Raw genomic sequence first — 25584 nt, 5'->3', positions numbered from 1 at the left:
TACTTAGCTACTTTGCTAAGCTGCTCTGACCGCTTTCTCTAGCGCAGTTTTTATAACAAAAAAGAGGGCAAGCCCTCTTTTTCACGTTACCTATTAAAGAGCGCGTTATGCTAACTAGTCATCAACCTGCTGTTCATTCAGCCAATCGTGTAGTGCCTTCATGTCGTGCTGAACGGCCATTTGTAGCTCTTCCACCCAATCATGCACGTTCTCCCACCAAGTCGGATGGTCGCCTTGCTGAATTTGATTAGCAATACGCTGTACACGAGCCAAACCAACAGAGCCAGCGGCGCCTTTAATTTTGTGAGCCTGTGAGCACACTTCTGACTTTTCGTCCGCACTTAAGCTTAGCTGCAGTATTTCCATGTATTCAGGCATTTTTTCTTGGAATACTTTAACGCTAGCGCGCACCATTTCATCCCCTATGGTATCAACTAACATCTGTAACAAGTCCATATCTAAAATGTTACTTAATGTTTTGTTAGGTTCAGGGCGCTCTACTTCGCCATCAATTTCAAGCGGTGCAGGTGGTGCATGGAACAACTCGTTAAACACCTCGATAACGCGAGATTTTTTAATCGGCTTAGCAATAACGTCATCCATACCGTTTTCTAAGTATTCATCACGCTTTTTAATGACGTTTGCCGTTAGCGCCACGATGGGCGTTTGCATAACCAGATCTTCTTCAATAATCGTACTTGCCACATCGAATCCGGTCATGTCAGGCAATTGAATATCAAGCAAGATAAGGTCGTATTGGTTTTCCCTGACTTTGTCTATGGCTTCTTGCCCCGTCATTGCTACATCGACTTTCTGGCCAAGCTTCTCAAGCAAGGCTTTAGCGACCATGACGTTCAATTCAATATCTTCTACTAACAAGATATTGAGCCCTGTCACTTGAAGCTGCGCCACTTTCATTGGGCTGTTAGAAATTTGAACTGGCAACACGATTTCAAAGCGGGTGCCTTTACCCACTTTGCTAGAAACGTGAATTTCACCTTTCATCAAGTCGACCATTTGCTTACAAATTGCCAATCCAATACCGGTACCTGTGGCCGATTGGTGGTCAGGGTGATCAACCTGATAGTACATGGCAAAAATCTTTTCAATTTCGCTTTCTGGAATACCCACTCCAGTATCTTCAATGACAAAGGTAACATACGCCTTATCGCCATCGGGTTTCGTTGATGAAACCGATAAGCTTACGTGCCCTTTTTGCGTAAATTTCACTGCATTAAACAAGATGTTCCACAAAATTTGACGAAGGCGCGTGCCATCTATTTCAACAAGACGGGGAAGTGGCTCGTTGATTGTTGTTTTAAGCTCTAGCTGTTTGTCAGCGGCCAACAGGCGAATAATGCTGCTGAGTTCCTCGGTAAAGTCCTTCAACGATATAGTTTTTAGACTTAGTTCAAGTTTGTCTCTATCTAATTTATCTAGGTCAATAATGTCGTTAAAGATATTACCTAGCGTAATGGCACTTGCGTAAATTGTACTAACCCAGCTGAATTGCTCGTCGCTTAACTCAGTATCACGCAGCATGCGACTTAAGCCAACAATACCGTTCAATGGTGTACGAAGCTCATGGCTGATGGTCGCGATAAAGCGCGTTTTATCTGTGCTAGCTTTCGCCGCAGCATTTTCAGCCTGCTTACGCTCAGTCATGTCGCGACCGAATGATAGTAGCCCCAAGCGGTTGCCTTCTTTATCGAAGAAAGGTACACGCTTCATTTCGAAGTAACGACGACGTCCATCAGCAAAGCGAAGCCACAGCTCTTCTGTGATACTGGCGTTGGTTTCTAGAACTTCGTGATCACTTGCTACAATTTGGCGGGCAAGCTCTTCCTCGTATACGTCTTTTGGCGTTAAGCCAAGCAGCTCTTGCTCGGTTTTGCCCGTCATCAACTCGGCAATGCGGTTGCAGCCCGCAAATCGACCTTCTTCATTGCGATAATAAATTAAGTCTGGCGAAGCATCGATAATGGAGCGAAGTAGCGTAGATAAGCGGCGCGCTTGGGCCTCTTGTTCAGATTTATCCTGAATTTCTTTTTCTAAATCTTTAAATAGCGCTTCACGCTCTTCTTGAGCCTGCTTACGTTGCTCTATTTCGTGATTTAGCTGGCGAATATTGCTCTGTAATTCTCGGTTAAGAAAAACGTCTTCTTCACGTAAACTTTCTAGCTGACTAACGACTTCTTTAAGATTAGTACGCGAATTCTCTAGCTGCTTAATTAGTTCACTGAAAAAGTAGAGAACCCATGGCGCAGACAACATGGTAAGAATAACGGCACTTATAAAATCGTCGGGTTGGACTTGGCTTCCCATACTTACGCGTATCACGTAAGAACCGCCTAGCGTGAACACAAGCGAAAGAACAACAAATAAGATGCTGAGCTTTAGAGTGCCAAAACGCTGAACAAATTGAGCAAAGCGGATTGCCCAAGAATCGTTTGGTGAATCTGAATGCATGTACGTCTAATCTAAACTTATTTTGCCTTTATCCTATCAGGCTTTCCCCTCTTCGGGAATGCGGTTTGTCAAAGCATAACTCTGTGGCCCTACCCAGAATTAGGATTTGAAAGGCGACTTTTCAGTAATTTCATTAATGTATTTGGTATTCACCCACCCCACCTTCGTGTAAGACACTTTCGCCCACTCCCCTCGCTTTTCCAGTATTTTTAATACCTCGCCCTTGTGCAATCCATTCTCGATCGTTGGGAATGAAACATCGGGGCCTCTTCTCACATTCAGTGAATTAGCACTTACATTAGCCACCCGCTTTACAGCACTATCAAGATCCCGCTGAATTTGATCATGCGCCTCTCGCTGTGAATTCGAATCACTTGACTCAGTTGCCCACCTTTCACTATCACTTTGCAAAACAGCGGCTTTGAGTCTTTGAAGGGGAAAAGCGGGGCCAGGATCGACCTTTCGTGACGGCGCTATTTCTTCATGCCCGACGATAGTAGAGATGTTGTAGTGGCTACACAACGCTTTACACAGCGATAGCGTCCTAACAATTTGTACGTCGGTGTACTTGTGCCAATAGCCCATAGACTGTTGGTTAATGTGCTGGGCAGCTAATACTTCATTCTCGCCAAAAATTTCGCCAAACCAACTTTCAAAGGTGCCGTCTCCTCTAGCCTTAAGCTGGCCGGCATTGTCTAATTCAATGCCGATAGAGTACTGATTCAAGCCACTACGCCCCTCGTAATAACTTTCTCCTGCGTGCCACGCTATTTTATTAGTCGGAAGCATTTGAACAATGTCACCATTGCGTCCAACGGCAAAGTGAGCTGACACACCGCTATCAGCATTGGTCAAGACATTCACCGAAGATGAAAGGCTACTACCGGCGGTAAAATGAATAACAATAGTATCGGGAGATCCAGATTGAAAACGCCCAGATGTGTTAGGAGAAAGCCTGAAGGTGATATTGTCGCCAGTTAGAATATGATCATCTATACTAAATAAAGGCAGTGGTGAAGCATGTAGTGTATTCATACAATAATCCTTATTGTCTTAACAGCACGCCACCACAGTGAATTTTTATTCTTCGCCTTCCACATAAGCGTACACTCAATTCACACACAGGGCTCTCTATCAACATCCTTCAGCGCACCACGGGCCTTACCTGTGGTTAATTTTCAACCAATATAGCAAACTACTTATATTAGTGGAACCATAGCTTTACAAATTAATAAAAATACACCGCAAACCGCTATTGACAACATAAAACATCAATTTCAAAGCATATTTATTCATTAATAAAACGCAAATGAGAAGTAATATCATTTATAAGGGATGAGTTATTCACTTTGCAATACTGATAACATTTTTGTTACAAATATAAATGACGACACGTAAGCAACTGATTAATATATATTTAATTATATTTATACTAATTCACTATAAAGCTTATACTTTTAGCGTTTGATTTTAGTTTTTAATGTGGGTATTTTGTACGGCCCGCATCGCAATAATGCATAAAAATGCGGAAACGACTGGAATCCTCTAATAATAAAATAACGACAAGAAAGGCGCACGCCGCGAGCAATACCGCTCGCAGGCATAAAAGACGTCTAATAATGTTGTGATACGCAAACCTAGGCGCATCTACACGCAACGCATACCTTGCCCAGTCAAAAGGTTGAAGGAGTTAAGAGATGAGTTTATATAATCCCAATGATTCCCGGGACAACTGTGGGTTTGGCTTAATCGCTCACACTCATGGGGAAGCCAGTCATGAATTGGTAACTACTGCAATACACGGTCTTGACCGTATGCAGCATCGTGGCGGTATCGCCGCCGACGGGAAAACCGGTGACGGCTGTGGTTTATTACTACAGAAACCGGATGCGTTCTTCCATGCAATCGCCGAAGAAAATGGCTGGAAACTCAGCAAAAAATACGGCGTGGGCATGATTTTCTTAAGTCAGGACCCGGTACTTGCGCAAGCCGCGCGTGAAGTACTTAATGAAGAACTAGAAAAAGAAACACTTTCAGTAGTGGGTTGGCGCGAAGTGCCTGTCGACCACTCAGTACTGGGTGAATTAGCGCTAACGGGTGTTCCACAAATTGAACAGGTATTTGTGAACGCGCCAGCAGGTTGGAGAAAACGCGACCTTGAGCGTCGTTTGTATATGATCCGCCGCCGCGCTGAAAAACGTCTTGAGAAAGATCCCGATTTTTACGTAGCTTGTTTGTCGGGCTTGGTAACGATCTACAAAGGCTTGGTAATGCCAAAAGATTTACCCGCCTTTTATCACGATCTTGCCGATGAGCGTATGCAAAGCGCAATTTGCGTTTTCCACCAACGCTTTTCAACAAATACACTACCACGCTGGCCGCTTGCTCAGCCTTTCCGCTTCCTTGCGCACAACGGTGAAATTAACACCATTAAAGGAAACCGCGACTGGGCCATGGCACGTGCTGCTAAATTCGCAACGCCACTTATTCCAGATCTTAAAGATGCAGCCCCTTTCGTTAATACTGAAGGATCGGACTCATCCTCGCTGGATAACATGCTGGAGCTATTCTTAGCCGGCGGTATGGATTTATTCCGTGCTATGCGGTTACTTGTTCCACCCGCCTATCAAAACAACAAGACCATGGACGATGATCTTCGTGCATTTTACGAGTTCAACTCTATGCACATGGAACCATGGGATGGCCCAGCGGGTATCGTTTTAACTAACGGTCGCCACGTTGCCTGTAACCTTGATAGAAATGGTCTACGTCCTGCACGTTACGTTATTACTAAGAACGGTTTCATTACCCTAGCCTCAGAAGTAGGTATCTGGGATTACGAGCAAGCTGACGTAATTGAAAAAGGCCGTGTAGGCCCAGGTGAAATGCTTGCTGTAGACACTTACACAGGCAAAATCTGGCGCTCTACTGAAATTGATGAAGACTTAAAAGCACGCCATCCTTATAAAGAGTGGCTAGACAAGCATATTCGTCGACTTACACCAATTGAAAAGCTTGACGCGTCATTAATTGGTAAACGTGTGTTTGACGACGATGCCATGGCGGTGTACCACAAGCTACACGCCTACAGCTATGAAGAAATTCAACAAGTTGTAAAAGTACTCGCGAAAGACGGCCAAGAAGCCGTTGGTTCAATGGGTGATGACACGCCAATGGCGGTTATGTCCTCGCGTCAACGTACAGTTTACGACTATTTCCGTCAGCAATTCGCACAGGTTACTAACCCGCCTATCGACCCGCTACGTGAAAACCACGTTATGTCGTTGGCAACCTGTATTGGCCGCGAGCAAAACGTATTTAGCGAAACCTCAGGTTACGCTGACCGCGTATTGTTTGACTCGCCAGTGCTAATGTATACCGACCTTAAGCAACTGCGCGAATTTAACCCAGACAACTACTACTCAGAAGTCGTGGAGCTTCAGTATGCGCCGCAAGAAGGTTTGAAGAAAGCCATCGAGCGCGTTTGTAACGAAGTAGAAATGCTGGTTAAAAACAAGCGTGCTGCGTTCGTTATTCTGTCTGACAGAAACATTAAACAAAATCGCTTGGTTATCCCTGCAGCAATGGCAGTTGGTGCGGTACAACGTCGCTTAGTTGAAAAGTCATTACGCTGCGATGCTAACGTTGTTGTTGAAACAGCAAGTGCCCGCGATCCACACCATTTCGCGGTGCTGATTGGCTTAGGTGCCACTGCGGTTTACCCATTCCTAGCATATGAAACTATTGAGCAGCTTTGTGAAAAAGGTGAGCTAGATATTTCTCCTATGCAGGCCACGTTGAACTACCGTAAGGGTATCAACAAAGGCTTGTACAAGATCATGTCGAAAATGGGTATTAGCACTGTTGCTAGCTACCGTAGCTCTAAACTGTTTGAAGCAGTGGGTATTAACAACGAAGTGATGAAGTTATGCTTTAAAGGTGTGACCTCACGCATTCAAGGTGCGGGCTTCGATGATTTCCAGCAAGATCTTATCAACCTAAACCGTATTGCTTGGCTTAAGCGTAAATCTGTCGATCACGGCGGCTTGCTTAAATACGTGCACGGTGGCGAATATCACGCCTATAACCCAGACGTAGTCAGTACGCTTCAAAAGGCTGTGGTGTCTGGTAACTACGACGACTACCAGCAATATGCAAAGCTTGTTAACGAGCGTGCGCCTGCGCACATTCGCGACTTGCTAGCTATAAACCCTGATTGCGACCCTATTGATATTAGTGAAGTAGAAGCACCGGAAAACTTATTCCCACGCTTTGATACTGCGGCAATGTCAATTGGTGCACTAAGCCCTGAAGCGCATGAAGCGCTAGCGATTGCCATGAACCGCCTGGGCGGTCAGTCTAACTCGGGAGAAGGTGGCGAACACCCTTCTCGCTTTGGAACTGAAAAGAACTCTAAAATTAAGCAGGTGGCTTCAGGTCGCTTTGGTGTAACGCCTCACTATTTAGTTAACGCAAACGTTATTCAAATTAAAGTGGCGCAGGGTGCAAAACCGGGTGAAGGTGGTCAGCTTCCAGGCGATAAGGTAAATAAATACATCGCACAGCTACGTTTCTCTGTGCCGGGTGTAACCCTTATTTCACCACCACCACACCACGATATTTACTCAATTGAAGATTTGGCACAGCTAATTTTCGATTTGAAGCAGGTTAATCCAACGGCACTTATATCCGTTAAGCTAGTATCTGAGCCGGGTGTTGGCACCATTGCAACGGGTGTAGCGAAAGCCTATGCCGACCTTATCACCGTTTCAGGTTACGACGGCGGTACAGGTGCAAGCCCGCTAACATCAGTTAAGTATGCGGGTAGCCCATTTGAGCTTGGTTTATCTGAAACTCAGCAAGCGCTTATTGAAAACGGCTTACGTCACAAAGTACGCGTTCAAACCGACGGTGGTTTGAAAACAGGCTTAGACGTAGTAAAAGCCGGTATTTTAGGAGCTGAGAGCTTTGGTTTTGGTACAGGTCCAATGGTGGCTTTAGGCTGTAAATATCTACGTATTTGCCACTTGAACAACTGTGCGACCGGTGTTGCAACGCAGGATCAAAAACTGCGTGACGACCACTTCATTGGCTTACCTGATATGGTAATGAACTACTTCAAGTTTATTGCTCAAGAAGTGCGTGAAATCATGGCGTCTATGGGTATTGCTAAGTTCGACGACCTTGTTGGACGCACAGAGCTACTTAAAGTTCTAGATGGCATTACCGCTAAGCAAAGCCGTTTAGATTTGTCTCCGTTGCTAGCGCAGCCTAAAGCAGGCGACCATACGCGCTTATTCTGCTCACAAACGACCAACGCACCTATCGATAAAGGTGAATTGAACGCGCAGATGCTTAAAGACGGCCAGCAAGCGGTTGTTGACGGTAAATCTATTACTCTTAAATACCCAATCCGCAATACGGATCGCTCTGTCGGCGCATTGCTATCAGGTGAAATCGCTAAACACCACGGTAACCACGACTTTGAAGATACACCTATCAAAGTTGAGCTTACCGGTACAGCGGGTCAGAGTTTCGGTGTGTGGAACGCTGGCGGTTTGCATATGCACCTTGAAGGTGATGCCAACGATTATGTAGGTAAAGGGATGACCGGCGGTAAGCTTGTTATTCACCCACCTCGCAATATCTCTTACGACGCCCACGACAGCGCCATTATGGGTAACACCTGCCTTTACGGTGCAACAGGCGGTAAGCTGTTTGCTGCTGGCCGTGCTGGCGAGCGCTTTGGCGTACGTAACTCTGGTGCTATTGCGGTAGTTGAAGGCATTGGCGATAACGGCTGTGAATATATGACAGGCGGTATCGTGGCTGTACTTGGTCCGGTTGGTGTTAACTTCGGTGCAGGTATGACTGGTGGTTTTGCTTATCTTATGGATGATGGCGACGACCTTGATAACCGTGTAAATGCGGAACTGGTCGATGTAATGCCAATTGAAGATAAAGCGATTCTTGCTGAGCACTTACGTGGCTTAATTAATCAGCATTACGAAGAAACAGGAAGCGAGCACTCGTTGTCGTTGCTTACTGACTTCGCCGCAACGCTGAAACGCTTCAAGCTTATTAAGCCAAAAACCAGTGATGTGAAAAACTTGCTTGGTCACATCAGTCGTTCAAGTGCTGAATTACGCATTCAGGCTCAGTAGGAGGATTTAGTTTATGGCAAAGAACGTATATCAATTTGTCGATGTTGAACGTATCGATCCGCCGAAAAAGCCGATCATGGTACGTAAACAAGAGTTCGCGGAAATTTATCAACCGCTGAGCCAATCTCAAACCGAAGGCCAAGCAGATCGCTGCTTGGACTGCGGTAACCCATACTGTGAATGGAAGTGTCCTGTACACAACTATATTCCACAATGGTTAAGCTTGGCGAACGAAGGCCGTATTTTGGAAGCTGCGGAACTCTCTCATAAAACCAACAGTTTGCCGGAAGTATGCGGCCGCGTATGTCCACAGGACAGACTGTGCGAAGGTGCATGTACACTGAATGACGATTTTGGCGCTGTGACTATCGGTAGTATTGAGAAGTACATTACCGATACAGCATTCAAAATGGGCTGGCGCCCAGATATGTCTGACGTGGTATGGACCGACAAGAAAGTGGCGATTGTAGGTGCAGGCCCAGCTGGTCTTGCATGTGCTGATATCCTGGTTCGTAACGGCGTTAAACCTGTTGTTTACGACAAATACGAAGAAATTGGTGGCCTACTTACATTTGGTATCCCGTCTTTTAAATTAGAGAAAGACGTAATCAAGCTACGCCGCCAAATTTTTACCGAGATGGGTGTTGAGTTCGTACTTAACACTGAAATTGGTAAAGACATACAGTTCCAGGATTTGCTTGATAAATACGATGCTGTTTTCTTAGGCATGGGTACGTACAAGTCTATGCAAGGTGGCTTCGATAACGAAGAAGTTGAAGGCGTTCACGAAGCGCTACCTTTCCTTATCGCCAACACCAATCGCGTAATGGGCCTTGAAAAAGATCCTGCTGATTACATTGATATGAAAGGCAAGCGCGTAGTAGTACTAGGTGGTGGTGATACCACGATGGACTGTGTTCGCACGTCAATCCGCCAAGGCGCTGCCCAAGTTACCTGTGCATACCGCCGTGACGAAGAAAGCATGCCAGGCTCTCGCCGCGAAGTTGTTAATGCGAAAGAAGAAGGGGTTGAGTTTAAATTCAATCTTCAGCCGCTAGACATTGCAGTAGATGAAAACGGTAAGGCATGTGGTGTTAAGCTGGTTAAAACCGAAATGGGGCCACCGGATGCCAATGGTCGCCGCCGCCCTGTTGAGGTGGAAGGTTCAGAGCACGTATTGGAAGCTGACGCGGTGATCATTGCTTTCGGCTTCCAGCCCAGCCCTGCGCCATGGTTTGCTGACTTCGGCATTATGCTTGATGAAAAAGGTCGCGTACGCGCGCCATCTGCTGGCAAATTTGCTTACCAGACCTCTCACCCGCAAGTCTTTGCCGGTGGCGATATGGTACGTGGTAGTGACTTGGTTGTTACTGCTATCGACGAAGGCCGTAAAGCCGCAGAAGGGATTATGGACTATATTGGCGTTTAACCTTCGCTAACTAAGGCCTATTGTCCATTCATGAAAAGCTCGATAGTTCTGCTATCGAGCTTTTTTTATGCACACTTCGATGATACGGAAAACGCTAAAAGTATACGTTAATAGACCAAGGTTTAGTTGAAGCGCGAGAGTTACGACTCTACTATCGTTTAAGCAATTAAAGACATCGCACATCGGGTGAAGAATCTATCTATGCAGCATTTAAACATTAAGAAACTTACATTTTGTCTAACACTGGCGATAGCAGCGAGCAATGCCAGCTTAGCTGATACCATTGCTGTTGACGCTTCATTAAATGCGCAAGTTAACAACCAAACTAAGAAACAAAGCGTCAACTCTTCACCTAGTAAGCCAAGCATCATGTCTTGCCCTTCTGATTTTCAGCAAGTTAAGATTTCTGATGATGCAAGACAATGCCAAGCATTTGACGAAAGCAAGACAGCAGTAATGGTTTACCACTCTCCTCGCTCCCCGAGTGAATTACTGAATGTTTACCAAACGGCGCACCCCGCTTTAAAAACTCACACGCCAGTTAGCGGCCGCACGTTGTTATCCTCAGAAGATAAAGGGGTCAGAGTAATAATCGGCCCAGATAAGACTGGCTCTCAAGTGGATATTCTTGTTACATCCACAACGAAATAAGCCCTTTTAGCAAGACAACTACGAAATCTACTCATGTTGGCATCTGCTTTGCAAAATCATCAATAACTACTCCACGGTAACAGTGAGTGTCATTTTTATGACGCTCGAACTGCAAACGGAGCCCATGCTTTTTTCGATATAAACACTTTAGCGGGCTTCTTTATTACGCATTCCGTGGGCTTTAACTATTGATATTTGCGAGGGTTACGATGGAATTGGCAATTATTCTAATGATGTTACTTATTGTCGTTGCACTGGGTGCCATAAAGTTGTCAGACGGCGGTGTCGCATTTCCATTTAGGCGAAAGCCGCAATTGTTCACCCCCGTTGAGCACTCTTTTTTAAACCTTATCGAACAGGCTATGGGAAGAGAGTTTCGCATAGTGTGCCGTGTGCGTCTTAACGATTTAGTGGCGGTTCGCCAGTCTGCAAATAAAAAGACGGCAAGCCAAGCTATCAGCAGAGCTTCTAGCAGACAGCTCGACTTTGTATTAGTAGATAAACACGACATGAGTCCTGTTCTTGCTATCGACTTAGTTCATAGCCAAGGCAAAGATGGTTATAAATCACAAAAAGACTGGTTTGTAACAGGAGCTCTTGATGCTGCTGGCCTTCCTCACGCAAGAATTAAAGTGAAGTCTGGTTATACCGTTGACGATATTCGCGAGTGTTTGGAAAACAAACTCATTCCATATCGCCGTTTACAGCAAAAAATGGCACAGCTGCCAACGCATAATCCAGAGCCACCAAAGCGCCCGACTCGCCCAGTGCGTTCAAGCAGACCAGCTGCAGCTTAAGACATAAGCCCACTTCCCCTGGCCTTTGTTGCTTTGCTATTTTCTTACTCTCAAATAGCGGTAACAGAGGCATTTTTCTGTCAGTTTCTCTATTTTCCTTATACAATTAACGCTTTCAACAGCGTATTCACGCGTTAAATTCCCTCAACACCGTCGGTAAAGTTATGAAAAAAATTGGTATTTTAGGTGCAATGGACGAAGAAGTTGCGCTACTTAAAGCGTCACTTTGGAATGTAAAAGAAACCCAGTGGAAGCACCTGACGTTTTACGAAGGTACACTTAACGACATAGAAGTGGTGCTAGTAAAATGCGGTATTGGTAAAGTGGCTGCAGCAATTGCTACTACTGTACTTATCGAACAGTACGCCCCTGATGCTGTTGTCAATACCGGTTCTGCCGGAGGTTTCGACAAGAATCTAAACATCGGTGATTTAGTGATCGCCAGTCACGTTATTCACCATGATGCCGATTTAACCCATTTTGGCTACAAGCTCGGTCAATGCGCAGGTATGCCTGAAGATTTCCGTTGCGATACAAGATTAATGGAAGCCGCTCGTAGTGCTGCCACAGGCATTACCTCACTTCAGTCGACAACAGGTTTAATCTGTACGGGCGATGCGTTTATCGGTAGCGACGAAGCTGTAGCAGAACTGCGTGAAAACTTCCCAGACATGAAAGCGGTTGAGATGGAAGGTGCAGCTATAGGTCAAACTTGCCATATGCTCGACACGCCTTTCCTTGTCATTCGTTCATTGTCGGATATTGCAGGAAAAACGTCGTCAGTGAGCTTTAAAGAGTATCTAGACACTGCCGCTAAACACTCAGCACAATTAGTTATGGCAATGATTAAGGCTCTCGCAAAATAAGATGACAGAGGTAATTAGCGACCCGCAATACCAGTCGCTATTCGTACTTTGGCTGGCTATCGCCGGCGACGCATTATGGCGCTGGCCCCAAAGTACTCATCCATTAACGCTCATGCGCTACCTCGTTCAGCAAATGGGGCGCAAAGTGGTACCCTCTCGTGAATACGGTAGGTCTCAGCACTATATTTCAGGCTCATTAGCCGCCCTAGTTCTTCTTGCGCCATTGGTAGTATGTGTTGCCATCTTGGTGTACATGGCCCAATACCCCGTATTCTTTGAGGCGATTATTCTTGTCGCACTGCTCGACTACGGTTACCAGCGTCAACAGTACAAAAAAGTGCTGGCGAGTGTGGGAAGAAATAAAAAATCCCTCGCACGTGAAATGGCGCAAACCATTACCGCACGTCAATGCGATTCACTTTCCGATATAGGAATTGCCAAAGCCGCGATAGAATCGCTATGGCTGAAGTTTCTTTATCTTTATTGCGGCGTCATTTTCTACTTTGTAGTGGCAGGCCCCATAGGCGCACTCATTTATCGATTGCTTTTGCTCACATCTTGGCAGTGGCATTACCGAACCCCTGCAATGACTTTCTTTGCCAAACCCGTACGTAACCTTGTTTACTTACTTAATATGCCGCCCGCGGTCATTGGTGGTCTAGCAACACTACTGGTCAGCCATCCTATTAAAGGATTTCGCGCCATAAAGCGCTCCCCAGTGAAAGATAAAACGTCGCTACTGCTTGCGCTTATGGGCGGTGTGCTTGATATTAAACTCGGCGGACCAGCAATTTATGCCAACAAGAAGATTCGATACACCCGCGTGGGAGGCGCTAACGAGGTAAAGTACTCTCACATGTTGACGGCCAAAAATACCGTCACTCATGCCATGATTGCGGTTAGCGCCTTTGCATCGTTAGCTATGCTGGCAATGGCCGTAGCCCAATGAAAACAGCAGTTATGATGAAAACCATTTTTTTTGTAATTTTAAGCTATTTACCTCTTCTCACATTTGCTAACTCAGAATCAGATGCCGAGACAATACACCTAGCTAATTCTGATCAATTTGCTTCTGCCGATGTTGCACCAAGCTCGGAATCAAGCGCCTTATCACATTCCGTCGAGCTAAAGATAGTCAGCCTTGCGCCCCACCTTACCGAATGGGCATTTAGTTTGGGCTTAGGCCCTAACCTTGTAGGTGTAAGTGACTATAGCGACTATCCTGACGCCGCGAAAAATATTAAGCGGGTGGCGGATTTTCAAGGTGCCGATATCGCTACCATTGTGGCATTAGAACCTGATTTAATTCTTGCATGGGATGGAGGCAATAAGCCGCAAGATATCCATAAACTTTCTTCGATGGGTCTAAACGTATTTAGCAGTAAGGTCGAAAATATCACTGATATAGCCAGCGAAATTAAAAGGCTTGGGGCACTTACAAATACGCAAAAGCAGGCAACCCAGCTCTCCAATGATTTTCTCAACGAACTAGCCGAACTTCGAAGTAAATACGCCAAATCCTCGCTTATACCAGTATTTTATTATTCGTGGACTGCTCCACTTATGACCATCGGTCCCAACGCGTGGGGTAACCAACTGCTGAATGTGTGTGGTGCTCAAACATTATTTGCAGACAGTCCTGTAGACTATCCTCAAGTCGCATTAAAAGATGTACTCACTCGCCAACCTCACGCACTCATTGCGGCATCTAAAAGTACGCATTCAGAACTTGAGGTATTCTGGCGTGATCATCGCTCTTTCCTCAAAGCCCCCTTAATTGTTGTGGATCCAGACGTCACCAGTCGGTTTTCATTGCGATTAATAAATGAACTAAAAGTACTCTGTAAAGGTATTAAAGATAGCGCATAAGCGTTATACTTAAGTCTAGACCTGCTGGGCTGTTTTCAATTGATACACACCGACTTGGTTCAACTTAAGCGCCTTTGTGTAACAGAATAAGAGCAGGTTCTAATCTTCTATAAAAAGGTAAGAGTTTTTATTCATGCGGATTGTTGTTGCGGGTTTTCTAGTTGTTATCAGTGTTGCATTGTTTGTGTCGCTTCAGTGCACAGCGAAAGCGACCGCGCAAGCCTCTGTTGCCGCATCACCATATCTTATCGAGCGAGTTGCTAACAACGACTGGCTCCTTATTGATGTTCGCTCTCCGCAAGAATTCGCCGATGGTCACATTCCTGGCGCAGTAAATATGCCCCATGAAAATATCAATGACTACCTTAGCGAATTAGAAGGCCACAAAAACAAGCCTATTATCATTTATTGTCGTTCAGGCAGAAGAGCCAAACTGGCAATGAAAGTATTGGAAGAACTCGATTTTTCTGAAGTCATGCATTTAGAAGGCGATATGTTAGGCTGGAGTGCCGCTGGCATGACAGTTGACCGAATGTAGACTCAATATTCCGCCTTCTCCTTCGTATTAGTCTTTGGCACTAAAGATGTTGTAAGTTCAACCTCTTGGCTGATTACTGTGTGTAACTGAGCCCCTGTGATACACTCTTTTTACTCGACGATTGTATGAAACACCCATGAAAATAGATATTGCTACTCCGGCCATGTTATTTCCGGCGATTTCTTTATTGCTTCTAGCCTATACCAATCGCTTTTTAACGCTTGCAACTATTATCCGAAACTTTTCAAAAGAAGAGAGAGATGAGAATACTCAAGCACAAATAAAAAACCTTCGATTACGTATTCAACTTATTAAGCGAATGCAAATAGCAGGTGTGGGTAGTTTTTTTCTTTGTGTAGTATCCATGCTAGCGATATACCTCACCTATCAACAGGTAGGAAACTGGGTGTTTGCTGCAAGTTTAGTATCACTTCTGTATTCACTATGGATGTCGGTAAGAGAAATATTGATATCAGTTGAAGCCTTGGATGTGCACCTTGACGGGATGAAAAACGCCCCGCGTAAAGAAAAAGTATGAAGCCCACAAATCATTTGAGCCACATAATTCAAAGTGATATCAGCTACGAGTCTCTAGCGCCTGAGTTTTTTGCAGGGGTGATTGCTCTTGGCAATCACGTGCACGGAGATAACTACCTAACCAATGAGCTACTTGCTGATTACTATGCAAAGAGCTTTGTTGGCAATACTAATGCTAGCTGGGTAGCCCTATACAAACAAAAAGTTGTTGGTTTCAGGCTCACCTTTGCGCATACGCAATGGGAAGCAGATGAGTGGTGCAGCCCTTCCCTTTGGCCAGTAGATCCAAATACCGTATGCTATTTCAAATGTAATACGGTAGACCCCGCAATGCAGGGCTGTGGAATTGGCAGCAGACTATTAAGTAAATCGATTGAATGTGCGCAAACTCAAGGCGCAGAAGCGGGTTTAGCACATATTTGGTTGGCAAGCCCTGGCAACAGCGCATTTAAGTACTTCACCAAAAATGGGGGGCAGCTTATCAAGAAACACCCCAATAAATGGCGCTACGCATCTATTCACGAAGGCTACGATTGCCCTGTATGCGAGGGTTATTGCGAGTGTGAAGGTGCGGAAATGCTACTTCAATTTCAAGCCCCATAAGTACGCCAAAGGTAAAAACGTTTTTAATTTATGACCTACGATCCTCTTATTTCACGCGGCGTTTCATCAATGTTACCCGCAGCAAACAGCTACTGGCATGCCACACATAAACCACCGACAATACCGCCTTTAAACAAAAAGGTGAGCACCGAATACCTCGTTATCGGTGGTGGTTATACCGGTCTTTCAGCTGCCATCACTCTTGCTCAAGCGAAACAAGAAGTCACGCTACTTGATGCGAATTCGCTGGGATTTGGCTGTGCGGGCCGGAACGGAGGCTTTATCCTCTCGGGTAGCGGCCGATTGAGCTTAAGCGCCATAGAGGACAAGTGGGGTCGCGACATCGCCAAAGCTATGCAGGAAGAGTTTGATAGCGCGGTACACCTGCTTAAACAACGTATTGCAGACTTTGATATGCAGGTCGATTTGGTAGAAGGACCCTATTTAAAACTGGCGCATAACCCAAAGCAAGCCGAACTACTCTGTGCCAGTGCTAAGCATCTTGAGTCACAGTTCAACGTACCGAGCTCTCCACTTAGTGAAAAAGACCTTACTGCGCGCTTTGGTATTGAAGGGGCGTATGGTGGCGTTGAGCTAAAGGGTGCATGCTTACACCCTTTAAAATTAGTAAGCGAATATGCAAGAGTAGCAAAGGAGCGTGGAGCAACGCTTTTTTACGACTCACCAGCCATTCGCATTGAAAAGCACAAGACCGGATATATCGTCGCAACACCCAGCGGGTCAGTTTCGGCCAAACACATACTCATTGCTACTAATGCTTATACTCCTAAGCGCTTTCATGACAGCGTAGACAATAAGCAATTTCCTGTTCAGTCGAGCATTTTTGTCACTGCGCCATTGAGTAGCGAACAGCGCGCAAAGTCTGGCCTAACCACGCCAATGAGCTTTATGGATACACGGATGATGAAATACTACTACCGTGTTTTGCCAGATGGCAGATTATTATTCGGCGGTCGTGGTGCCGTAAAAGGTAAAGATGCCGATAATGCTTCAGAGAAACAGCGCTTATATCGCGCGCTGATTAATAGTTTCCCTTCACTTAGCGGTATCGCCATGGATTATTTTTGGAGTGGTTGGGTAAGTGTATCGTTAGACAGTATGCCGCGGATTTTCATCGACAATAAGGTAAGCGGCAACAATTTAAACCGCTCTAGCGGTAATATCGGTTACGCCATGGGGTATTGCGGTTCGGGCGTTTCTTTTGCCGCATTTGCAGGGCAGCGACTCGCTCAACGTATGATGGGTAACAATGACGTCGATTTATCGCTTCCCCTTTATCGTTCTCCTTTGAAAACCTACCCCTTTGCGAAAGCAAGAAGGCTGGCACTGCATGGCTTGTACCAATGGGCGAAAATAGCAGAACGCTAGTAATGGTTATAATTTACGATTCACCTTAATGTTAAGCATTGCATGCTGTCTATAAATTAGGCTATTTTAGGTATCTATTCTTTGACGGAGTCACCTCATGTCATATATCGATGCCTTTGCTGTAGCCGTTCCCACTGAAAATAAAGCGTTATACATTGAGCACGCCAAACTCGCCGGTGATATTTTTAAAGAGTATGGTGCGACTAAAATACTTGAAGCGTGGGGTGACGATGTCCCTGAAGGGGAAGTCACGTCTTTCCCGATGGCTGTTAAAGCCAAAGAAAATGAAACCGTGGTGTTTTCCATTGCATTTTGGCCTTCAAAAGAAGTACGAGATACTGCATGGAAAAAGGTGATGGAAGATCCCAGAATGCAGGAAAACGAAAACCCCATGCCTTTCGACGGTAAGCGCCTTATTTATGGGGGCTTCGCTCCAATTCTTGAATTATAATGGTATAGCTTTCAGCTATTTCATATCGTCTATTTTCGCTAACGCCGATGGCAAGTCGGCGGCTAACTTTTTGTACCGGCGGTATACGATAAAAACGACCACACTGTTTATCAAAAGCTGTGTTCCCCACAGCGTGAAGGCGTTAAACATCAGTACATTAAAAACGGCCAGTGCCAGCAGTCCACACCACAAAGCCAAGCATCCATAGAGGCTGATTTTCCAGTAATGTAATTGTTGTTTTAATTGGTTTTGTTTAAACGCCAACATTGACTGAACGTCTAACGTCTGGACCTTCCACTGTTTTTGCCTTACCCAATATCCCCATGCCCCGAAAGCGGCGGGAATAGGTGTAAGTACCATGAAAAGCAAAAATTGATATGTGCTAAGTGGCTCGAACAACACCAAAGTTAAACACCACATAGAAACCGCTAGCCCGAGCACCAAATCAACGGCACCTTTTAGTTTAAGTTTAAATCTTGCGCTCTTGGTTTCTTTAATCAGTGCATCTGTATCTACTGAAGGTGTTGCATCTTTGTAGGCGCTTTGCCACTGAGCGAGTTGCTTATCTAATTCGCTCATCTGCGAGCCGTCGTCGCTTATGGCTGTTTTATCTTCGCTCAAGGCTTCTTTATGATCGCTCATAGCTGTTTTATCTTCGCTCAAGGCTTTTTTGTTATCGCTCAAGGCTGTTGCTCCATTATCTGCGTTAGCTGTTGGCGGGCGCGGCTTACTCGCTTAGCGACGGCAGTCTCTTTGATACCTAACATATTAGCTATTTCCAGCTGACTGAAACCTTCTAAAAGCAATGCCAGTACCTGTCTGTACTTTATTTCTAGCTGACGTAAGCCTGTCATGAGATCCATCGCATTCTCTTGTAACGTGGCATCCCGAGATGAGCTGGCGCTGGTTGTGTGAGAAGAATCAAACTCGCCGTCATGGGTAAACTCTTGACGCCGCTGCTCTTTAATCACGTGATCAACCGCCTTGTTATGCGCGACTTTAGCAACAAACGTTTTCACACTTGCCTCACCGCGAAAGCCACTATCACTGTCTTTTGAGGCTCCTTCAAAAGCGCGCCAAACCGCCAGTGACATTTCTTGTATCAGCTCATCTTGAAGTGATTTATTAGCCTCAAATGTTGCCGCAATACGCGCCATGAGCGGCGCGTATTCACTAAGCAGTTTTTCTATTTGAATGGTTTCTTTCACTGCATTTCCATTTTTATTATTTTTTAATTCCACGCTTTAAGTGAGCAGTTGAATTACGCTTCCTAGCTGATTAGCGAAATAAGCGCTGGTAAGCAACAAAGCACATACATGAAACAATAGGGCCAAACACTAATCCCGACAATGCGAAAGTATAGGGCGCAAGTGCAACTGTTAAGAAAATCAGGGCACCTATTATCAACATCGGCTTATAAGCGCCCACTACTGCAGCAATACTATTTGTAAAAGATGCTGGGATTGAGCGATGTTTTAAAATAAGCAACATAGGTACAAATAAAAGCAGTAAATTTATTGGTGTTGCCGAGCCCATCATTAGCCCGACCTTCCAAGCGGGTACATCTACTACAACACCATTTGCTAACGCCGCCACTGAATCTGCGCCCATTAACATAGCGCCAATTTGAAATTGGATCCACGCGATTACTGGCCCGGTCAAACTCCACAAGGCAACATTTGTCCATGAGCGCAGGGTTCCGCCCGACAATCTCAGCTTGTTATTTTCTGCTAAGTTGGCAATGGCCAGCCACATCACGGTAGCCAGAAGCGGACCTATCCATTTCGATATGCCTAGGCCAATTGGCCCTGCTAACGCTTGAATGAGCCCCGCGGCAAATAAGGTAATAAAAGAAAGCCCCAATAATTTAAAAGGCGCTTTTACGAAAAGCTGCCAACCCTCTTTCAGCCATGTGAACGCTTCCTTCGCAGGAAGACTCTTGTTAGCTTGTTGGTATATTTCACTTGTTGAAGTTACCGTTGTCATGTTTTTATCCTTTGCATTGCGTAAGCGTTAGTATTGAGTTTCACTGTTGTTTCATCCCAGCCTGCTACGCGTTAACTGCTTATCGTACAGTTGGGTTCATTGATTGATTTTTCCCCTATAGACGATAGCGATTGCAAAAACCTGACAAACTTTTTCAAAAAAAAGTAAAAAAATAAAAAAACTTTTAGCGACAATTACTTATAAACGTTAAAGCCAATATCCCCACTGTTAAATTGGGTTGAAGCTCAACTTTGTATGAGTAATTAGGGCCTTCTAAAAAATAATCCCCCTACTTTCCTCTAGTACTTATATTTCAGGCAAAAAAAAGCCCGCTTAACTAAGCGGGCTTTCAAAAACTATCAGAAAAACATTAGGCTAGTGTAATACGCGCAAACTTGCGTTTACCCACCTGATACACGTTTTCACCTTTTTCGGTGATTACTAAGCGGGTGTCTTCCACTTTGTCGCCGTTAATTTTTACTGCGCCTTGCTTAATCATGCGCATAGCATCTGAAGTCGAACCTACAAGGTTAGCTTCTTTCAACAAGTTACCAATGGCAATACCCTCATCGCTTAATGCAATTTCAAGCTCAGGCATGTCGTCAGGAATAGCATTTTTCTGGAAACGTTGAATAAAGTCCTGATGCGCACCTTCTGCTGCTGCGTCGTCATGGAAGCGTGCAATAATTTCTTTCGCCAGCATGATTTTGATATCACGTGGGTTTTCACCGTTCGCAACGCGAGTTTTAAGCTCAGCAATCTCTTCCAGCGGACGGAAGCTTAGAAGGTCATAGTAACGCCACATCAAATCATCAGAAATAGACATCACTTTACCAAACATGTCGTTTGGCGCGTCTGTAATACCAATGTAGTTGTTCAAAGACTTAGACATCTTCTGAACGCCGTCTAGACCTTCAAGAAGCGGTACCATAACAATAGACTGTTGAGTGAGTCCTTGTTCTTTTTGAAGTTCACGACCCATTAGTAAGTTAAAGCGCTGGTCTGTACCACCTAATTCAACATCAGATTTAAGCGCTACCGAGTCCCAACCTTGCACCAACGGGTACAGGAACTCATGAATAGCAATTGGCTGACCGTTGTTATAACGCTTTTTAAAGTCATCACGCTCTAGCATACGAGCAACAGTCTGACTTGCAGCAAGTTTGATCATGCCCGCCGCACCAAGGTCGTCCATCCACTCTGAGTTAAAACGTATTTCCGTTTTATCTTCGTCAAGGATCTTGAACACCTGTTCCTGATACGTTTTTGCGTTCTCTAATACCTGTTCTTTACTTAAAGGCTTGCGTGTTACATTTTTACCTGTAGGATCGCCTATTAGGCCAGTAAAATCGCCAATAAGAAAAACAACTTTGTGGCCTAGTTGCTGAAATGTACGCAACTTGTTGATCAACACAGTGTGACCAAGATGCAGATCAGGCGCAGTTGGATCAAAACCCGCTTTGATAGTAAGGGTTTTGCCGGATTTTAGTTTTTCAATTAAATCCTCTTCGGGGAGTATTTCATCAACGCCCCGTTTAATCTCAGCTAGCGCTGTTTGCCAATCTTTCATTTGTACGTCACACTCTTAAAAAAACTGTATATTCAATATTGGCGGGCATTTTACGCGTACAACGGAACCATTAAAAGGTTTGCGCGTCAAAAAACGGATTACAAACAGTCATGTTGTTAAACCCAACAGCTTTTAACGTGAATTCAGAGTACTGAATTAACGTGGACTCAAGAGATAATCCCGACGATAAGAGCTATTGGGTGTAACAATTTGCGCTAACAATATAATGAGAAAAGTTGCATTTTTGAGCAACGTATGTGAAATAGTGTTGTGCACATAACATTTCTCAGGTGGGCAGTAGTATGAGAAAGAAATTAGACGCTTCGAAAGCGCTCAATTTATTTAAAAAATTACCGAAACAGCACAGAACTGGGTTAGCAGTAGCTAGCTTATTTCTGGGTGGGCTTATTCTTTTTCCAAGTGAACCAGTAGAAGCCAGTCGCCATCAAGAAGCACACATTCTGGATGCAGGTGTCCGCTATCCGGTGGAGCTTCATATTGCACCGTCAACCAACGTATTTTCTGGTGAAGAAGAATCTTCATGGCAGACGTACAAGGTGCGCAGTGGCGATACATTAGCAAAACTGTTTAAGCGTGCTGGCTTCACGTCGCGTGACGTATATAACGTAACGCAGGCAGGTGAGCTTACGAAAACGCTGGTTACTTTATTGCCTGGTGATGAACTTTCGTTTAAAGCAAATAAAGACGGCAGCTTTGGCGAGTTGAAGTACAAATTGTCTTCGACTGAAACCCTGTTTGTACGTCCAGAATCGTCGGATGAGAACAGCACCTTAACCGCTGAGCTTGAAAAGCGAGATGTAGACATTCGCTACAACTTCGCCCAAGGTGAAATTCACTCAAGTTTTTGGAATGCCGCCAGTGAAGCAGGTTTAACCAGCAATCAAATTATGAATTTAGCTGGCATTTTCGGCTGGGATATCGACTTCGCTATTGAGATCCGATCTGGCGATACGTTTAACGTAGTATTCGAAGAGCAGTACATTGATGGTGAATTTGTCGGTTACGGCGACATCGTAGCAGCGGAATTTACTAACCAAGGCGAGCATTTTAGCGCTATTCTTCACGAAGATGGCACATACTACACGCCTGAAGGGCGCAGTATGCGTAAGAGCTTCCTGCGTGCGCCAGTGAATTTTAGATATGTAAGCTCTAACTTCACAAAAGCTCGCTTCCACCCAGTGCAAAAGCGTTGGAAAGCGCACCGCGGTACAGATTACGTTGCTGCGGTTGGTACGCCAGTTATGGCTGCGGGTGACGGTAAAGTAATTAAAGCGGGATACGATAAATATAACGGTCACCATGTTTTCATTCAGCATGGCGAGAAATACACGACCAAATATCTTCACTTTAAGAAGCGTGCAGTGAAAGTGGGAGATACGGTTAAGCAAGGCCAAACCGTGGGCTATTTAGGTAGTTCAGGTATGGTTACTGGCGCCCATCTTCACTATGAGTTTTTAGTGGATGGTGTTCACCGAAACCCACGTACGGTAGAACTACCGAAGGCGCTTCCTATTGCTAAGGAAGAGAAAGAAAGATTTATGGAAATTGCCGCAATACGCCAAGAGCAGCTAGATAATAACAAGCGCATTATGCTTGCGATGCAATAGCGACGACTAGATGGCAAAATATATTGGCCTGATGTCAGGTACTAGCATGGACGGCGTCGACGCCGTCCTATGCGATATTACACATACTTCTTGCACGACCCTCGCCGCCCATTCAATTCCTTATTCTGCCGAATTACTTACTGCACTCAATGCACTATGTAGTGAAGGTCCTGATGAACTTAATAGTTTGGCCATCGCTGATAGACTGGTTGCTGAAACCTTTGCAAAGGTCACCTTAGCGCTGCTTGAGAAAAACAACCTATGTCCCTTGGACATTACGGCTATTGGCTCGCACGGCCAAACCGTGCGTCACCACCCGAATTCCGATGTATTGTCAGCACACTTTGCAGAATCATCCATACGCGGCTTCACCTGTCAGATAGGCGATCCTAATACCATCGCCGTTCTTACCGGCATTGATGTTATTGCCGACTTTAGGCGCAAAGATATTGCCCTTGGTGGTCAGGGTGCTCCCTTAGTTCCCGCTTTTCACAATGCAGTATTTGCCAGTGATGATAAACACCGAGCACTCGTTAACATTGGCGGTATAGCAAACGTTTCACTGCTTGCGCCAAAACAAGATGCTTCGCCACCTAAAGGGTTTGATACCGGACCAGGTAACACCTTGATGGATCAGTGGATAAGCCTTCATTTAAATAAAAGCTTTGATAAAGACGGTGCATGGGCGGCGTCAGGGCAGTGTCACTCAGGTCTGTTAGACAGGCTCTTACTGGATGATTACTTTGCTTTGCCTGCGCCTAAAAGTACTGGAAGAGAGTATTTCAATATCAATTGGTTAAGCAATGCGCTTGCCGATTACTTCCCTTCTAGTGCAGAGCTACAAAGCGAAGAAAAGAACAATAATTTAGCCCCTAAAGACGTGCAAGCAACCTTACTTTCGCTAACAGGTAGCACTATCGCTCAGGAAATTGCGAAGCATTTACCTAAAACGAATAGAGAAGGCGCAAAAAGCGAAGTGATAGTGTGTGGCGGTGGCGCATTCAACAAAGCATTGATGCATAACCTGAGCAATGCATTAAGCGATTATGTAGTAACAGACAGCCATGCTCTGGGCATCCATCCACAGCACGTTGAAGGCGCAGCATTTGCGTGGTTTGCACATGCGTATATGAATGATATTCCAGGCAACGTGCCTGAAGTCACAGGGGCTTCGAAAGCCACAGTACTCGGAGCGTTATATAAAAAAGCATAAGGGCGACAGGCTATCGCCCTCAAACGCTTTATTGGTTCTGTTTATAAAAGCAACGTCACCAATTAACTTGCCGTAACAAACAAATTCGCCATTACCAATACCAGCGCGTAACCCACGCTATACGCTGCAAGAAGAAGCAACACGAACTTGCCGTATTTGGCGAACGTCAGGCCCTTAACCTTACTCATGGTAACAATACCTGCTGATGAGCCAATAATAAGTAACGAGCCCCCAACGCCTACTGCATACGTGAACGCCATCCACTCAGCTGTCGACATGGCAATGTCCGCTTTTAACAACGCAGCAGTTAATGGCACATTATCTATCATGGAAGACAACACCCCCATCACAAAGTTGGCTCCTGTTGAAGGCATTACGCTATATACATGTAAAAGTGCGCCCAATGCGTCAATGTGATCGAGCATTCCGACAAGCAGCAACACCCCAAGGAAAAACAGAAGCGTGTCGAATTCTATTAGGCGAATATAGTCCAAGATAGGATCATCATATTTTTCTTCTCCCATAAAGGTTGCCACTAAAAACATAACCGCCATACCCGCTAAAAACGAAAGCATAGGTGGAATAGCAAAAAGCACATTGGCAATTAACGTCAGTACAATAGTGGACAGAAATATTCCCGCAATTACGTAATCAACCGGCCTAAGTTCATGACGTGTTTTTTTTATTTTAACTTCCCCCTTCATACCTATACTCAACAGTAACGCTAGAAATAGTACTGCTGTGAGTGAAGGAATAATGAGTAAGAGCAGCTGAGTTATAGTGACCTTATCATCCAAGAAAATCATAAGAGTGGTGACATCCCCGGTTATTAGCGACACGCCCCCAGAGTTCACCGCAAATACCACTAGCACGGCAAATCGCATGGTTTGGTTAAAGGGCAAACCCAAGGATAAAACCATGGCAATAGACACCAAGGTCGCTGTGATGTTGTCAGCTAGCGAGGAGAAGCAAAAACTAAAAATAGCGGTAAAGAATATGAGTTTTTTGAGGGTTATTTTTTGCGGCATGATAATGTTTAACATGTTTTCAATCATGCCTTTGCGGTTAAGGTAAGCAACGAAAGTCATTGCCGCTACAAGGAATAACCAGAGGGTGGATATTTCACTTATGTTTTCTATGAGGTGTTCATTGAGCTCTGCTAGGTGAGGGCCCCTATTCGCATCTATGAAAAGAAGGATCCATGCGAATGTTCCGAAAAATAATGTGGTTTTGGCCTTATTCACGTGAAGCACTTCTTCAAATACCACACCCAATAATGCCATTACCGCTATGCCAATGAGCACATAGTCCAGCATACGTTTTACTCCCAAATTGTCAGGGGTGAATTATACGATTGCTGTTCATGCTTTAGCAGGTGTTCTGCGCTATACAAGGGGAAAAATCAGTTATATTCAACATGCACT

Annotated in this window: 21 protein-coding genes; 14 read left to right on the top strand and 7 right to left on the bottom strand. The window is 44.9% G+C overall.

Going from position 1 to position 25584, the window contains the following annotated elements; translation table 11 throughout:
* Positions 1-114 precede the first annotated feature (114 nt).
* Positions 115-2469, bottom strand: a complete 2355-nt coding sequence (arcB, locus tag F0261_RS10210) for an aerobic respiration two-component sensor histidine kinase ArcB (protein WP_171337888.1) — start codon at positions 2467-2469, stop codon at positions 115-117.
* A gap of 99 nt (positions 2470-2568) precedes the next feature.
* Entirely contained in the window at positions 2569-3504 is a 936-nt protein-coding gene (locus F0261_RS10205; protein WP_171337887.1) for an N-acetylmuramoyl-L-alanine amidase, read from the bottom strand.
* Positions 3505-4166: 662 nt separating this feature from the next.
* Here F0261_RS10205 and gltB point away from each other — a divergent pair.
* From gltB to F0261_RS10145, 12 genes are all read left to right on the top strand, one after another.
* Entirely contained in the window at positions 4167-8633 is a 4467-nt protein-coding gene (gene gltB / locus F0261_RS10200) for a glutamate synthase large subunit (protein ID WP_171337886.1), read from the top strand.
* Between the two features lie 13 nt (positions 8634-8646).
* Entirely contained in the window at positions 8647-10062 is a 1416-nt protein-coding gene (locus tag F0261_RS10195) for an FAD-dependent oxidoreductase (protein WP_014950544.1), read from the top strand.
* Positions 10063-10263: 201 nt separating this feature from the next.
* On the top strand, positions 10264-10713 hold the full coding sequence (locus F0261_RS10190; RefSeq protein WP_171337885.1) for a hypothetical protein: 450 nt from the start codon (positions 10264-10266) through the stop codon (positions 10711-10713).
* A gap of 209 nt (positions 10714-10922) precedes the next feature.
* A complete protein-coding gene (locus F0261_RS10185; RefSeq protein WP_014950547.1) occupies positions 10923-11510 on the top strand; it encodes a DUF2726 domain-containing protein in 588 nt (195 codons plus the stop codon).
* 164 nt (positions 11511-11674) lie between these two features.
* Positions 11675-12376: a 5'-methylthioadenosine/adenosylhomocysteine nucleosidase gene (locus F0261_RS10180; RefSeq protein WP_014950548.1), complete on the top strand. Its 702-nt coding sequence runs from the start codon at positions 11675-11677 to the stop codon at positions 12374-12376.
* 1 nt (position 12377) lies between these two features.
* Positions 12378-13325 (top strand): cobalamin biosynthesis protein, encoded by a 948-nt coding sequence (locus F0261_RS10175; RefSeq protein ID WP_039226185.1) that lies wholly within the window; start codon positions 12378-12380, stop codon positions 13323-13325.
* A 14-nt stretch (positions 13326-13339) separates the two neighbouring features.
* On the top strand, positions 13340-14245 hold the full coding sequence (locus tag F0261_RS10170) for a cobalamin-binding protein (protein ID WP_367613859.1): 906 nt from the start codon (positions 13340-13342) through the stop codon (positions 14243-14245).
* Positions 14246-14378: 133 nt separating this feature from the next.
* Complete coding sequence (locus F0261_RS10165; RefSeq protein WP_014950551.1) at positions 14379-14783, top strand: rhodanese-like domain-containing protein; 405 nt, start codon at positions 14379-14381, stop codon at positions 14781-14783.
* A gap of 136 nt (positions 14784-14919) precedes the next feature.
* Entirely contained in the window at positions 14920-15321 is a 402-nt protein-coding gene (locus F0261_RS10160) for a DUF2721 domain-containing protein (protein WP_014950552.1), read from the top strand.
* Positions 15318-15923: a GNAT family N-acetyltransferase gene (locus tag F0261_RS10155; protein WP_014950553.1), complete on the top strand. Its 606-nt coding sequence runs from the start codon at positions 15318-15320 to the stop codon at positions 15921-15923. The genes F0261_RS10160 and F0261_RS10155 overlap by 4 nt, the downstream gene beginning before the upstream one ends.
* Before the next feature lie 30 nt (positions 15924-15953).
* Positions 15954-17312 carry an FAD-binding oxidoreductase gene (locus F0261_RS10150; RefSeq protein WP_171337883.1) on the top strand — a complete coding sequence of 453 codons (1359 nt, stop codon included), beginning with the start codon at positions 15954-15956 and terminating at the stop codon, positions 17310-17312.
* A 97-nt stretch (positions 17313-17409) separates the two neighbouring features.
* On the top strand, positions 17410-17763 hold the full coding sequence (locus F0261_RS10145) for a DUF1428 domain-containing protein (protein WP_014980153.1): 354 nt from the start codon (positions 17410-17412) through the stop codon (positions 17761-17763).
* A gap of 15 nt (positions 17764-17778) precedes the next feature.
* Here F0261_RS10145 and F0261_RS10140 read toward each other — a convergent pair whose 3' ends face one another.
* The 4 genes from F0261_RS10140 to tyrS form a co-directional block, all read right to left on the bottom strand.
* Entirely contained in the window at positions 17779-18447 is a 669-nt protein-coding gene (locus F0261_RS10140) for a hypothetical protein (protein ID WP_253819391.1), read from the bottom strand.
* A complete protein-coding gene (locus F0261_RS10135; protein WP_171337882.1) occupies positions 18444-18971 on the bottom strand; it encodes an RNA polymerase sigma factor in 528 nt (175 codons plus the stop codon). The genes F0261_RS10140 and F0261_RS10135 overlap by 4 nt, the downstream gene beginning before the upstream one ends.
* Before the next feature lie 70 nt (positions 18972-19041).
* Positions 19042-19749: a hypothetical protein gene (locus tag F0261_RS10130; protein ID WP_171337881.1), complete on the bottom strand. Its 708-nt coding sequence runs from the start codon at positions 19747-19749 to the stop codon at positions 19042-19044.
* Positions 19750-20119: 370 nt separating this feature from the next.
* Entirely contained in the window at positions 20120-21319 is a 1200-nt protein-coding gene (tyrS, locus tag F0261_RS10125; protein WP_014999392.1) for a tyrosine--tRNA ligase, read from the bottom strand.
* A 302-nt stretch (positions 21320-21621) separates the two neighbouring features.
* Between tyrS and F0261_RS10120 the strand changes: the two genes are divergently transcribed.
* Both F0261_RS10120 and F0261_RS10115 read left to right on the top strand, forming a co-directional pair.
* Positions 21622-22947 (top strand): OapA family protein, encoded by a 1326-nt coding sequence (locus F0261_RS10120; RefSeq protein ID WP_171337880.1) that lies wholly within the window; start codon positions 21622-21624, stop codon positions 22945-22947.
* Positions 22948-22957: 10 nt separating this feature from the next.
* Positions 22958-24160: an anhydro-N-acetylmuramic acid kinase gene (locus F0261_RS10115; protein WP_171337879.1), complete on the top strand. Its 1203-nt coding sequence runs from the start codon at positions 22958-22960 to the stop codon at positions 24158-24160.
* A gap of 62 nt (positions 24161-24222) precedes the next feature.
* Here the strand turns inward: F0261_RS10115 and F0261_RS10110 are convergent, their stop codons facing one another.
* Positions 24223-25476, bottom strand: a complete 1254-nt coding sequence (locus F0261_RS10110) for an SLC13 family permease (protein ID WP_039235284.1) — start codon at positions 25474-25476, stop codon at positions 24223-24225.
* Positions 25477-25584 lie beyond the last annotated feature (108 nt).

The organism is Alteromonas sp. 07-89-2 (assembly GCF_013113925.1).
Taxonomy (GTDB): Bacteria; Pseudomonadota; Gammaproteobacteria; order Enterobacterales; family Alteromonadaceae; genus Alteromonas; species Alteromonas macleodii.
The sequence above is the reverse complement of the archived record's forward strand: the minus strand, read 5'-3'. Positions and strand labels throughout refer to the sequence as shown.

Excerpts from the sequence above, each read along its gene's own strand:
- arcB (WP_171337888.1), bottom strand. The coding sequence starts at position 2,469 with ATGCATTCAGATTCACCAAACGATTCTTGGGCAATCCGCTTTGCTCAA.
- F0261_RS10205 (WP_171337887.1), bottom strand. The coding sequence starts at position 3,504 with ATGAATACACTACATGCTTCACCACTGCCTTTATTTAGTATAGATGAT.
- gltB (WP_171337886.1), top strand. The coding sequence starts at position 4,167 with ATGAGTTTATATAATCCCAATGATTCCCGGGACAACTGTGGGTTTGGC.
- F0261_RS10195 (WP_014950544.1), top strand. The coding sequence starts at position 8,647 with ATGGCAAAGAACGTATATCAATTTGTCGATGTTGAACGTATCGATCCG.
- F0261_RS10190 (WP_171337885.1), top strand. The coding sequence starts at position 10,264 with ATGCAGCATTTAAACATTAAGAAACTTACATTTTGTCTAACACTGGCG.
- F0261_RS10185 (WP_014950547.1), top strand. The coding sequence starts at position 10,923 with ATGGAATTGGCAATTATTCTAATGATGTTACTTATTGTCGTTGCACTG.
- F0261_RS10180 (WP_014950548.1), top strand. The coding sequence starts at position 11,675 with ATGAAAAAAATTGGTATTTTAGGTGCAATGGACGAAGAAGTTGCGCTA.
- F0261_RS10175 (WP_039226185.1), top strand. The coding sequence starts at position 12,378 with ATGACAGAGGTAATTAGCGACCCGCAATACCAGTCGCTATTCGTACTT.
- F0261_RS10170 (WP_367613859.1), top strand. The coding sequence starts at position 13,340 with ATGAAAACCATTTTTTTTGTAATTTTAAGCTATTTACCTCTTCTCACA.
- F0261_RS10165 (WP_014950551.1), top strand. The coding sequence starts at position 14,379 with ATGCGGATTGTTGTTGCGGGTTTTCTAGTTGTTATCAGTGTTGCATTG.
- F0261_RS10160 (WP_014950552.1), top strand. The coding sequence starts at position 14,920 with ATGAAAATAGATATTGCTACTCCGGCCATGTTATTTCCGGCGATTTCT.
- F0261_RS10155 (WP_014950553.1), top strand. The coding sequence starts at position 15,318 with ATGAAGCCCACAAATCATTTGAGCCACATAATTCAAAGTGATATCAGC.
- F0261_RS10150 (WP_171337883.1), top strand. The coding sequence starts at position 15,954 with ATGACCTACGATCCTCTTATTTCACGCGGCGTTTCATCAATGTTACCC.
- F0261_RS10145 (WP_014980153.1), top strand. The coding sequence starts at position 17,410 with ATGTCATATATCGATGCCTTTGCTGTAGCCGTTCCCACTGAAAATAAA.
- F0261_RS10130 (WP_171337881.1), bottom strand. The coding sequence starts at position 19,749 with ATGACAACGGTAACTTCAACAAGTGAAATATACCAACAAGCTAACAAG.
- tyrS (WP_014999392.1), bottom strand. The coding sequence starts at position 21,319 with ATGAAAGATTGGCAAACAGCGCTAGCTGAGATTAAACGGGGCGTTGAT.
- F0261_RS10120 (WP_171337880.1), top strand. The coding sequence starts at position 21,622 with ATGAGAAAGAAATTAGACGCTTCGAAAGCGCTCAATTTATTTAAAAAA.
- F0261_RS10115 (WP_171337879.1), top strand. The coding sequence starts at position 22,958 with ATGGCAAAATATATTGGCCTGATGTCAGGTACTAGCATGGACGGCGTC.
- F0261_RS10110 (WP_039235284.1), bottom strand. The coding sequence starts at position 25,476 with ATGCTGGACTATGTGCTCATTGGCATAGCGGTAATGGCATTATTGGGT.